An 11,903-nucleotide genomic window follows, 5' to 3' on the forward strand; every position below is an offset into this window, starting at 1 on the left:
CTCGAAAGAATGACTTTTATCATCGATCATGAGATGGAAGCTGCGGCTCGCCAACTCTGGCCCGCTCCGCAACGGCTGCAACTGGCCACTGGTGGCCTTTTCAACCGGGTTGTACAGGTGCAGTCTGCCACCGGAACAACTTATCTGAAACGCTTTACCGATAGTGCGAGCTCGGGCGACTTCCCGCCGCTACCAACAAGCGCGTCGCAGCGCTGCCTGGTTGCGGCCAGCTGGCACGAGCTTGCCTTGCGCGCGAGCGCCTGCGAACCGCGAGTAAAAGTACCACCCCTAATTGCAGTTCAGACCGCCATAGACCTCGTAGCAATGGACCAGGCTCACGGCGAGCCGCTGTATGACGCGCTGGTGACTGATTGTCTTGAAACTGACGAGGCGTTGCGGGCGGTAGCTGCCTGGCTGGGTGCCATGCACGCTCTTCCCCTTGAGCCGCGTTCACGACTTCTGGCTGCTAGCAATCCATTCAAAGCCTTCAAAATCGACTTGCAGTACACACGTGTGCTGACCGAGGTGCCGCAAAGTCTGCACATGGCGGCGGAGAGTTTCATAGCAACATATCTGTTGGAAGACGCCGAACCAGTGCACGGTGACCTTAATTCGCGCAATATCCTGATCGCATCAAACATAACTTCCGTCATTGACTTTGAGCAGGGGCACTTCGGCGAAGGCGTATACGACCTAGCTTATTTAATCAGCGAATACGTAATCCGTGATCTGCGCTTGGCGACCAACCCCGAAGTCGCTTTCAACACAGCGTGGGAATGCTACTGCGAGGCACGAGAGCTACATAAGGATTTCGCAATTTTGCGCCGTTTGCGTGTCCACCTTGCTTTCCAGACGCTGTATCGCCTGGTGGGCCCGAGCCGCAAGGTATGGACTGGCCACTTGACAGAAGCGGAGAAAACCCTGGTTAGGGACTGGAGCATTGCTGAACTGTCGACATGGCTGCGATGAGCGCGCGCGTCAGCTTGCCGCTCGCAGCGAGTTATGTTGGCTTCTTTCTTCCAGCTGGAGTGCTGCTCAGCTATTTGCCACTATTTTTGGCAGGTAAGGGATTGCAAGCTGCTGAGGTTGGCTTGATATTTAGCGCGGTCTTCGCTGTGAAGCTGATGACGGGCCCGGCGATTGCGTGGTGGGCTGACCGAAGGCAGCGTCAGAACCTTCTACTCGCCGTGGCAGCCTGGACCAGCGTAGCTTGTGGGGTACTACTGTCCGTATCGGACCGCTTCGAGCTCGTGCTTCTCAGCGTGATCTGTATAGCAGTCTGTCGGAACTATTTTCAATGCATGCTGGAGGCACTTGCTACACGTATAAAAAACTCGGGCGCTGCTCCAAGATATGGATTGATGCGTGGCATCGGATCAACGTCGGTCTGCCTTGGCGTGGTGTTGTTTGGCGGACTTTGGGCTGCGGGTCCTTCTTACCAGCAGGTGGTCCTCCCGCTGATGATCCTGGCTTCGGGGTTTGTGCTGATTATTTGTCTGCGCGCGGTTGGTTCAGCCAACGTCATTGCTAGTAGACCAGATCCTGTCGCTGACGCTGCGTTGAATGGCTCTGCGCGCGATCGCGTCGTTTCGCAGTTGCTGCTGCTTTTGGGTGCAACTCTTCTGATCGGGGCAAATGGCGTTTTCTACAGCACGGCTACGCTACTGATGTCAGAGCGCGGGGTGAACCCTGCGGGTATCGCTGTTCTTTGGTGCGTAGCATTCGGAGTTGAAGCATTGGGTTTTGCTGCGTTTGACCGGCTACGGGTTTGGTGTGGCACCCTTTGGTTTTTCGCTGCCGCTGTGGCGCTCGCGCTGGTGCGTTGGTTTCTTTTTACGCAAAACGGCGAGCTTATGTGGATGGCGGTGGCTTTCGCCCTCCACGTGACTTCGTTTTCGTGGCTGCATGCATTTTGCGCTAACTGGGTTCGAGACTCTGGACCGGCGAAGTTCGCAGTGACGGCGCAAGCGCTCTACACCGCATGTGCACATGGTATCGGTATGGCTGTGGCTGCCTATTTTGCAAGCATGCTGCTGCCTAGTCATGGTAGCAGCGTGTATTGGATTGCTGCAGCAATGACGTTGTCCGGCGCGCTTGCTCTCGGTCTTCGCGCGGCTCTGGAAGGCGTGCCCCGTGGAATTAAGTCAACAACAATATGAAAAAAAATCCTCTTCATATCGCAGAACTTCTATCTAACAAAGTCCAGCGCGTCTGTTCGAATGCCCTAGCCGTCGCCATTGGTGGCTCGCATTCAACGACGCAGCAAGATGACCAGTCCGATTTGGACCTCGTTGTGCTGCTTGAAGATGGTCCTCTTATAGAGCAATCAAGCCTGATAGCAGGTGTGCTACTTCCATTGATCGAGGAGCCTGTACAACTCGTTGGAGGGCCGAGCTGGAAAGAAGGTTTTGGTTGCCGCACTTCGGTGCTCTATCCCGACGGCTTTAAGGTCGAGATATTTACTGTGACGGCTGACACCACGCCGGTGATTGATCGCGTCCTGCGGTGGAAGCCCTTGTGGGGAAGCAATTACCTGCACGCCATTCAGCAAAGCGTGCGCTTACGCCTTACTCACGAGCGGATCTTGGCCAAGGCGCACTTTGACACGGCATACGCCCACATGTCAGTGTGCCGCCATTTGGCTCGCGGCGAGTTGTTTGCCGCTCGCCATGTGTTGACAAGCTTTGTAGCGATCGCATTGGCATTGCGGCTCCACGAATTGGGCCAGTCGTACGATACCGTCACTAGCTATAAGCGGATCGTGCGCGATGGGTTGGTCGATGACTTCGGCGTGCAGGCCATTCAAAACGGATCGCGGCTCATCGGTGGTGATGCGATGGATCTTCGCTCTTGCTTGCAATTGCTTGTAGCCTGTTGTTGGCGCAGTCTCAAAGCGCTGGGTGGGACCTCTGAGCAATCGGCGCACTTGCAGCTGCAGTTGCGAGCAGTATCGGAAGCTCCTGAGCGTTGGCTCGAGGAGTTGGTATGACAAGGGGGATACTGTTCGATCTAGACGGAACGCTCGCGGACACAAGCTACGACCTGGCCGCCGCAGCTTGCGACGCGCTCGAAGCGGTTGGTCTGCGTCCACCTCCAAAACAAACCCTACAACCTTACGGATCGAGGGGCGGCCGGGGCATGTTGCGTGCCGGTTGGAGCGGTCCGTGGGACGAGGCTCTGTTCCACCGGGCTTTCGAGATATTTCTTAGGCGTTACAAGCTGCGAATGTGCGAATCGACGGTCCTTTTTGATGGTGTGCAATCCTGTCTTGGCGAACTCAAACAGGCCGGCTGGCGTTGGGGAATTGTGACGAATAAGGGACAGCACTTCACCAAGCCTCTGGTAGAGTTTCTTGGGCTACAGCCCGAAGTACTTGTCTGTGGTGACGCGGTGCCGCAGCCCAAGCCAGCTCCCGACGGACTGTTCGCCGCCGCGACCGCACTAGAACTCGAAGTCGGGAGTTGTGTGTATGTCGGGGACGATGGAAAAGATGTAGTGGCGGCAGCGGCCGCAGGTATGCGGTCCATCGCTGCTCTGTATGGCTATTCGACTCTCTTGAGCGATCCGGATTTGCTAGAGGCGGATGAAAAAATTCATAGCCTTGTTGAACTGCTGCCCGTGCTCAATCGATTTGAATTGAGGGCGCGCGATGACGCTGCTTGGGGGAGGGATTCAAAGAATAGTTCGACAGGATGAAATGAAATTTCACCGGTTGTGCCTTTCGGGCGATGGGAGAGGGTGTTGACACCGACCCAGCCAAACTGCGGTTGATAGGCTGCACTATCAATCCTGGATTGAAGTGCACATCTACCACTTCAACGCCCTAGAGACTAGCAGAATTGATAGCCTGTCATTCTTGATGGTGGCGTTTGGTCATCACTGACGTAGAGTTACCCCATGAACTCACTCAGGGATACTTCACGCCAACAGGCCAAGACGGAAAGCCACGGCGATTGCTTGGGACCGGTTCTTCACGTCGAGCTTCTCCATCACGTGCTTGACGTGAAAGACGACGGTGGGCTCAGCTATGGACATGATCTGACCAATTTCGACAGATGTTTTTCCCATGGCCACCCAACGCAGACATTGGGACTCCTGCGACGAAAGCCTAGGCTTCGATGTCGCTGCCATCTCAGAGGCTATCAATCCGCGATAGGCGAAATGAGCGCAACTTGCGAGCACCTTCCCGGCAGCAAGCAACTGATCCGTCTCTCTGGGGTCGTCGGTCAGGGGTCTGTCCCGTACCAGGCTGATCATGCTTTTTACGACACCGCGGGCTTCGTGCACAGGTACGCTCAAGCCGAATCCAACGCCATGCGACTTGGCCTCCTCCAAGAGTTCGAGAGTTCCGGCGTTCTCGAACAGGCTCTCAGTCCAGACAAGGGCCTCTGTACTTGTCTGGCAATGACTGATCGTGGGATCAAGGGCAATGTACTGGCGCTCCGCATAGACCCGCTGCCATTCGCTGGGGTAGCCGCTGGCGATTTTATGAACAGGCGTTCCATTGTCGTCATACCACTGAGTACCGATGAGGAAGCGCTCAAACCCGATCTTCTGGGAAGCGGCCGTCATGGTCGACAGAAACTCCTGCTCGGTCTTCGAGTCAAGCACCATCGCCATGAGGTCGATGGAACTGGACAGCGACAAGCCTGTTGACATCTTGAAGCTCCAACTATCCATTGAGGTCAACACGATGATAAGCGTACAAAGAACGAATCCCACAGCGCCGAACGATCACTATGTTCGCATGACATCAGAGGCGATCTGGCGTTTGACCCTTCAGCATCGTTCCAGCGAAATCACGGTTCAGTCCCCCTGTGAAGGATTCACACAGTGGATTGCCCGAATTGACAAAAAGCTGTTGTCGGTGAGCTGGGATTGGGTTCGCTTGGATGACGGAGCACTTGTGCAACCGGTGCCGCGAATCGTGCTTTCGAATGTGATGATGGTGGATGCTTTCGGATGTGACCGTGGGATGGATCTAACAGGGGCCGCCCTGCAGGCCGTTGTGGACAGCACCGACTGGAAGCCCACAGTGGCGAAGGTCTGTTGGTCGGCAGTGTCGAAAAATCACTGAGGGGGGCGGATCTTGATGGCCGCAAGAGTAATGTCGTCAACCTCAATGACGACTGCGACTGCAGAGGCGACTCCTATCCGAATGGATGGGCCAATCCTGTGAACGTGAAGGCCTTGCTGGCGCAGCATCCGCTCCATGACCGGCGTGGTAACCGAGACATACCGAGTGATGTTATTTTCAAGCGCGAACTCGGCTGACTGGCGCATGAGCGCCATGGACATGGGACCAAAGGTAGCATTCGAGGTGCCTACACGGTCCGTGGCGACGGCAAAACGGCTCAGTTCCCAGCAGTCCTCACTCATTGGAGCGGCCTGGCCGTGAAGCAACTCAGGAAAGGTGAGCCTGAGCATATAGGGGCCAGTCGTCGGAAGCAGCCGCCAACAGGCATCGACGGATCCATCGGCGTCCTTGGCTAAGACATATGAGACCTCGGGAAGATCATCGAACTCATCGCGCTCCATGCCGTCTTTTGTCTGCACATCCCATCCAAGACGGTCATGAAAAACTGAGTAACGCAGTTTGAACATGGCGTTCAAATCGCTTTTATTCATCTGCAATGGCCTGTGGATGTTGACATGGTGGTTCATTGGACTTGATAAAAAGTAAGTACAAAGGTCCATTGAATACAGACGACTTGGAGACGGGAACTGTAAAAAACAGTAGCTTGCGGCCGTCACCAACTTGGTGCTGCAAGCGTCGAAAACTGCCGATTCATGTCCGAGTGGGCGTATGCGGCGCGCAGTCGGGGCAGAAAGGATGTGAGTGACCTGCCCTCCATCAACCGTGCCAGTCCGAAGTTAGTGAAGTCCCTCAACCACCAGGCGAATGACGGACATGAAGAAGAGCAGATTCACCGAGGAATAGATCATCGGGTTCCTGCGGCAGGCCGAGGCCGGCATGTCGATCAAGGAGCTGTGCCGCAATGGCGGTTTCAGCGATGCCACGTTCTATAAGTGGCGCGCCAAGTTCGGCGGCATGCAGGTCTCTGAATCCCAGCGCATACGCGAGCTCGAATCCGAGAACGTCTTCACTTGGATCCAGAGGTGTGCTGGCTGTGTCCAAACTTAGGCTCCCAGCGGATCGTGGCACCTCTCGATTCACTCGTCGTAGAGAACGCACTGCGCTCTTGGATTGGTAGTGATCCGGGAGGCAGCCAGATCTCAATGACACCGGGAACGGCCGTAAGACTCCGGGGTAGCGCCCTTACTTCCCAGTCCGGTGCGACATTCAGCGGCTGAAGCAATTCGGCGCACTCTTTGGAAGCCGTGTCGTGGTAGATCGCCACAGGATTCTTGGGTACCAGCGGTGGGCTTCTGTCTCGACGGCGTGCGGTGTCCAGCACATCTTCAATGGGCGGCACGTTGGCTCCAAAAGCACGCCAGGGTTCGCGCAGGTCCCTTACGGCATCACGCATTTCCGGTCCGAAGATTTGGATATAGACCTTCCTGCCAGCGCAAGTTCTCTTTGCCTCACCCGCCTCCTGTCGCTCACCCCGGTCTGGGCCCTTGGTCTGTATCGGTTCGGCGCCATCAGTGGTCGAACTGCCAGAGCCATCAACGTCGCTACCGCTGCCATTCGGAGTTTGGCCAGGCGATGGGTCCATCGATGGCATCGACGGGCCTGTGCCGCCTGTATCGGGGAGTACCGGTTCGGATGCGGTCTTTGACCAAAGGCTCCACGGCCATCCAGAAAACTCCTTGGACCAATCCATCGGCAGAGACTTTAGACAGCCTGAATCATCGTTCATGAGATTGGTGGAGAAATCGCGCAGTCCGTACTTCGGTTCACAGAATCCCTTTGTAGAGGGGGTCATGCAATCAATGGACGGGTTGTCTACCTTCAAAAGTGCACACGACGGATGGGGGAGTCCGCCTGGCTCACAACCGGAAAATGTGCTCTTCAGAATCAGCTGCAACAGTTCAGAATTGCGAAATGCCTCCGAGTTGCTAGGTTTGCATGATTCCCCAACACGAAGCAGTGCCGTTGCCATTTCCCCCACCTGAGGCAAGTCACTCGTTTCAGCGCTTGTCCGATTCGCGTCAGCCGCTTGGGCGATATTGGTTGCAGACGTCTGATTCAGTGACACAGGTGGCAGCCTACCGAAGACGTCGGTCAGATCCTTGAGGACAGTGGCGTCGATTGCGCGAGTCTTGGCTCTCTCCTCCATGTGTTGACTCACTGCCTGCCAGGCGGCAGTACCAAAGGTAGCCAATGCACCCAGACTAACCGAGGCAGTGACAGCACCCGTGGCGGCAATACGGGATGGGAGACGCTTTGGGGCGGTAGTGGCATGAACTTTGCCACTTTCGTCCCTCACGATGACACTGCCATCGTCCACTTCAAAGTACCCGATTCGGTCCAGCATCGGCAACTGGCGCAGGAGTTCTGGCGTGAGGTGCTGCCCCAGAGTTCGCCCGAGCAGAAAATAGCTCTCCCATTGCGCTTCGTTGAAGAACTGATCGGTTGTTGGCTCTTGGGGAAAAAGCGGGTTGTCGGCCTTGAAATTCACCAGATCGACGGGGGCACCCGCCACGACATTGGGCTTCACCACGATCAGATACCCGACGCTGGTGGGGTACTCAATGCGCGCGAGCGCCAGACATGCTTGGCTGTCTTGCGACGTCAGGTCGTTGAGGGAGCCGAAAGCCGGTGGCACGGTGGGCTTGTCCGTCTTTGATGGCCGAGGCTTCGACGTGTCGGCGGATGATTCTGGAGGGGAGTCCGATTCAAACGCAGCCGCCGGTGGTACGCAGGGCCTCAAGAAAATGATGTTTGCCTGCAAATCGATGCGTGCCTTGCGCACCAGGTTTTCAAGGTCTCCGAATGCATAGCGGGGATCGGCGCCGCAATCGGCAAGCACCACAAGCTTGCATTCTTCTCGCAGCAAGGCGTAGGCGGCTGTGTTTTCGAAGTGTCCCCCATCACTGAGGAACCATTCAGCCCTGTGTATCCCTTCAAACCGCCCTCGAAGTTCAGCCAGGAGTTGCGGATACTTGTTGAAGTGACGCGGTGCTGCTTTTTCCAAATCTCGCTTCATGGCCAGCGAGTTCCACCAGTAGCCCAAACGCAAGCCGGAGAGGGTCAACAATGCAGAAATGCCCGATCGGGTGGTGCTTCCCAAACCCGGCGCAACGGCTGCCCCGGACATGGCCACCCACGAGCCGAGGGTCAGGCTACCTTCGCGTTGCACCTCACGCCAGGGACCCTGTCCCACACGAACACAGCCGAAGGGCCCGAGCGTGAGCAACTGCCCTTTGCGGTCCTGATTGAACATGCCGCCATGCGGATCGCGCGTCTGGTTGATACACGCGTTGATCAGGTGAACCGGGCCACCGCTCCTATGTGGTGCGTAATCCGCCATAGGAATATCGTCACCTTCGTTCAAGTCCTGTATGGGTATGCCTGACTCGCCCGCCGCCCAGTTCATCCGGTACCTTTCGGTCGCCCGTTGTACAAAGTCGCTGGATCTGGCCGCGTTTCCTGCACCCAAGTAGCTGCGCACCAAGCGCGCCCGGTAAAACGAAAACAGGGAAGATCGGTTGAGGAAGTCCCGGTTGAAGTAGGACATACCCATCAAGAACAGAACTGGCACCGTGATGACGATCCACCACGACCAGGCCAGCTTGAACTCGAAGGCCTGTGCGTTGAAGAGTGACATCGTCACACTCCGGTGCAGAACACTCACCCAAAAAACCAATACCATGAACAGCACCAGGGCGCCCGCTACATGCACCAAAAGAATGACATTGCGACGCAACGTAGGTGTCAGACTTCGTGGCAGGTCAGCAATCTTCGGAATCACCGCGCGCAGGACCGCCAAGGTGAGTGCGACAGCCGTACCCACCATCACCATGTTCTGTCCGGAGCTCTTCGCGAGTTGCCAAGCCATAGTATCCAGAACCCCCAATCCGGCGATGGATAGGCCCCCAGCAAGTACACTGGCCAACCAGCGCGTGATTCGGTTGTGCGACCTCTCTGGAGCCTTTGCATCTAGGCGTGCAAACAAAGAGGCAAGTAGGGTGCCCAGCGCCATCGCTGCGAGCATTCCCCCTACAGCCAACAACACCCAGCCCGGCACCCAAAGTCCACCAGTTGAGGATCTGTTCTTGGATAGCAGCGCGAGCAGTGGGTAAAGCGCCGCACCAGCGGTGATCGCCACGCCCCAGCGCCACACGGAAACAGACCCGTTTGCACGTTGATCGGATGGCAACGCCCAGTAGGCCACGGCTAGCAAGGCGACAGCCAACGCCACCGGCGGCAAGAATACCCAGATGGTCGGTACTCGGGACAACATATCCAAGGCCGACATGGACATCCACGCGGGCTGCCAACATGCATTGCCGCTGTAGAGGCAATCGGCCCACTGCCATAGCGCCAGATCGAATCCGATCAGCAAGCAGCCTAGCAGCAATCCGAGCAGGGCCACTTCTACGTGGACACCGATCAGGTTGCGACTGAAGTTCGCCACAGCAAAGATGGTGTCCTTTGTGCCGTTGGGAATTAGATAGCGTCCGTTGGCCCGAAGCCAAAATCCGAACCAGCGGGCGTCGGCATCGGCCAGAGCCTCTTCGACTTCCTTGGCGGACTGCTGAGACTCGGCCGCATTCTGGAACAGCTTGCCGACGGTGGCGCCGATATAGCCTCCGCCCGAGACGGTAGATAGCAGATCAAATCGCTGGAACGCGTGGTTGTGGGCCAAAGCCTTGAGCAGACCGAAGCAAAAAGTGGCGCTACGGATTCCCCCGCCCGAAAGAGCCAAGCCCCACAAGTCAGGATTTTCGATCGCCTGGTCGTCCCACTCCAACTTGCTCCGCCTTTCCTGAACCAGCGATCTCAACCCTCCGTTGGTTGGCTTGGAAGCCTCAGCCTGAGCATCTGAGGGGTAGGGTTGGCTCGCCTGTAAATCGTCGATCGACATGACATCCCCCAGAAGATTGCTGTAAGACGAAACAATGTATTTCTGGGCTCGCCTAATGGCAATCCAGGTAGTTGCAGGTTTGATCCCTCACCCAGGGGATTCAAGGCTTCGGAGATCTGTGGTTTACGCAGACTGGACGGTCAGCCTGGGTGAGTCACGCACCCGGGCGGAAGACTGCCGTGACGAAGGGTGTCGGGTGGGGCAGCCTGGCGGTCGAGGCCGACTGGTGCGGCGTCCCCTCCGCCGGTGTCTGGACCTATATCAGGGGGCGGACTCAAGAGTGAAGTGCAACACCTGCCACCGAGTAAGGTCCGCAGATGCAAAGCACCCCGCAGAGAAGATATCAACAACTCCAGCCTGAAGACCGAGTGACCCTGGCCAGTCTGGTCCAGCAGAAGTACACGGTTCGGGATATAGCCCTGGTCTTGGGGCGCTCCCCAAGCACCATCAGTCGAGAGCTGCTGCGCAACGCACAGCCCGCTGGCTACGCCAGCACCGCAGCACGTGCCTGTGCCCTACAGCGCCGTCGTCAAGGCCGTGCGCCCAACAAGCTCCATCCCGAGGGCGTTCTGTTCGATGTGATGCGCCACTTCCTGGGCCTGCGCTGGTCTCCCGAACAGATTGCCCTGACACTGGCCCACATCTACCCCAAAGGCCATGAGCACCGCGTGTCACACGAGACCATCTACAACTGCATCTACGCCCAGCCCGTGGGCGAGCTCAAGCGCGAGTTGATCGCCACCCTGCGCCACGCCCACAACAAGCGTGTGCCGCGAAGCAAGGGACAAGACCGACGCGGTCAGATCCCCGACATGGTGAGCATCCATGTGCGCCCGCCCGAGATTGAAGACCGGCAGTTTCCCGGGCACTGGGAAGGCGACCTCATCAAGGGCGCGGCCAATGCCAGCGCGGTGGGCACGCTGGTCGAGCGCACCAGCAGGCTGCTCATGCTCATCAAGCTGCCCGAGTTCAAGCCTGCCAGCGCGGTCAACGTGATGCAGGCCTTCTCTGACAAGCTCCTGGGCATCGCCGCCCCTATGCGCCAGAGCATGACGTACGACCAGGGGCGAGAGATGGCAATGCACAAGGAACTGAGCCATCGCACAAAGATGGCGGTGTACTTCTGTGACCCGCACAGCCCGTGGCAGCGTGGCTCCAACGAGAACACCAACGGGCTGGTGCGCCAGTACCTGCCCAAGGGAACTGACCTCTCCATCCACAGCCAGGAGCAGCTCGACGGGATTGCCGATCAGATCAACAACCGGCCCAGAAAAGGCCTGGGCGTACGATCACCACTGGCGGTCTATCGAGAACTCCTGATCAACAGCCCCCAGCATTCCACCCTCGTTCACTGAAACCCAGGGTGTTGCACTTACATGGTCCGCCCAAGGAGTGCAAGCGTTGGCGTCGAGAAAGCTTGAAAGGACTGCTGCCTTACATTCGGGCTGTTTGTGCAGTTGGTTCTGCTGCCCATGATGGCTATTCGCGGTCGGGGCTCCAATCTTCAGACCGTACTCAAGGTACTGGTGCAACACCGGATTGTCCCCTACCTGGTTTGACCTTCAATCCATCACTCCGCTTTTTGCAGGCGCTCCTTCAAAACGGTTCGGTTCAGTTGTTTGACGGTATGGCGTTCTGTTGTGGTTACATCAGACAGCGACCGGATCAACGGGATTCCACTTGGCTTGTTCAAAGGCTGTGCCTTTGGCCAGGACCGCCCAGACCGTACGTGCCATCTTGTTAGCCAATGCCACGACGACCACGTTGTAGTGCCGCCGCGCCAGAAGTCGAGTGATCCAACTCGACTTGTCGACTCTGGCAATCACGGCCCTGGCTCCCGCGATCAGCAGAGTGCGCAAGTAGGTATCACCACGCTTGGAGATGCCAAGCTGTTGTGTCTTTCCACCT

At 57.2% G+C, this 11,903-nt stretch carries 10 protein-coding genes and 1 pseudogene; 7 read left to right on the forward strand and 4 right to left on the reverse strand.

Annotated features, from left to right (window positions below):
- The first annotated feature begins 9 nt into the window (after window positions 1-9).
- Genes J2W49_RS19960 through J2W49_RS19975 form a run of 4 tightly spaced genes read left to right on the forward strand, consistent with a single transcriptional unit; the run spans window position 10 to window position 3,696 of the window.
- Window positions 10-969: a phosphotransferase family protein gene (locus J2W49_RS19960; RefSeq protein ID WP_310320400.1), complete on the forward strand. Its 960-nt coding sequence runs from the start codon at window positions 10-12 to the stop codon at window positions 967-969.
- Window positions 957-2,159: an MFS transporter gene (locus J2W49_RS19965; RefSeq protein ID WP_310320402.1), complete on the forward strand. Its 1,203-nt coding sequence runs from the start codon at window positions 957-959 to the stop codon at window positions 2,157-2,159. Before J2W49_RS19960 ends, J2W49_RS19965 begins: the two co-directional genes overlap by 13 nt.
- Entirely contained in the window at window positions 2,156-2,989 is an 834-nt protein-coding gene (locus tag J2W49_RS19970; protein ID WP_310320404.1) for a hypothetical protein, read from the forward strand. Before J2W49_RS19965 ends, J2W49_RS19970 begins: the two co-directional genes overlap by 4 nt.
- The gene (locus J2W49_RS19975) at window positions 2,986-3,696 is read left to right on the forward strand and encodes an HAD family hydrolase (RefSeq protein WP_310320405.1); all 711 of its coding nucleotides are present in this window, start codon (window positions 2,986-2,988) and stop codon (window positions 3,694-3,696) included. The genes J2W49_RS19970 and J2W49_RS19975 overlap by 4 nt, the downstream gene beginning before the upstream one ends.
- Before the next feature lie 222 nt (window positions 3,697-3,918).
- Here the strand turns inward: J2W49_RS19975 and J2W49_RS19980 are convergent, their stop codons facing one another.
- Window positions 3,919-4,620: a helix-turn-helix transcriptional regulator gene (locus J2W49_RS19980; protein ID WP_310320407.1), complete on the reverse strand. Its 702-nt coding sequence runs from the start codon at window positions 4,618-4,620 to the stop codon at window positions 3,919-3,921.
- Window positions 4,621-4,627: 7 nt separating this feature from the next.
- Between J2W49_RS19980 and J2W49_RS19985 the strand changes: the two genes are divergently transcribed.
- Entirely contained in the window at window positions 4,628-5,077 is a 450-nt protein-coding gene (locus J2W49_RS19985) for a DUF4902 domain-containing protein (protein WP_310320409.1), read from the forward strand.
- On the opposite strand, the gene J2W49_RS19990 is transcribed toward J2W49_RS19985, so the two are convergent.
- Complete coding sequence (locus J2W49_RS19990) at window positions 5,071-5,664, reverse strand: acyl-homoserine-lactone synthase (protein ID WP_310320411.1); 594 nt, start codon at window positions 5,662-5,664, stop codon at window positions 5,071-5,073. The genes J2W49_RS19985 and J2W49_RS19990 overlap by 7 nt on opposite strands.
- A 310-nt stretch (window positions 5,665-5,974) precedes the next feature.
- Here J2W49_RS19990 and J2W49_RS19995 point away from each other — a divergent pair.
- Window positions 5,975-6,100 (forward strand): annotated as a pseudogene (locus tag J2W49_RS19995) (transposase); the annotation flags it as partial.
- Window positions 6,101-6,104: 4 nt separating this feature from the next.
- On the opposite strand, the gene J2W49_RS20000 reads toward J2W49_RS19995, so the two are convergent.
- Window positions 6,105-9,995: a patatin-like phospholipase family protein gene (locus J2W49_RS20000; protein WP_310320413.1), complete on the reverse strand. Its 3,891-nt coding sequence runs from the start codon at window positions 9,993-9,995 to the stop codon at window positions 6,105-6,107.
- Window positions 9,996-10,312: 317 nt separating this feature from the next.
- Here J2W49_RS20000 and J2W49_RS20005 point away from each other — a divergent pair, with 317 nt between their 5' ends.
- Window positions 10,313-11,350: an IS30 family transposase gene (locus J2W49_RS20005; RefSeq protein WP_310320415.1), complete on the forward strand. Its 1,038-nt coding sequence runs from the start codon at window positions 10,313-10,315 to the stop codon at window positions 11,348-11,350.
- A 294-nt stretch (window positions 11,351-11,644) separates the two neighbouring features.
- On the opposite strand, the gene J2W49_RS20010 is transcribed toward J2W49_RS20005, so the two are convergent.
- Window positions 11,645-11,903: transposase (locus J2W49_RS20010; protein WP_310320417.1), on the reverse strand; the 259-nt coding region annotated here is incomplete at its 5' end.

It is taken from the genome of Hydrogenophaga palleronii (assembly GCF_031457455.1).
Classification (GTDB): Bacteria; Pseudomonadota; Gammaproteobacteria; order Burkholderiales; family Burkholderiaceae_C; genus Hydrogenophaga; species Hydrogenophaga palleronii_A.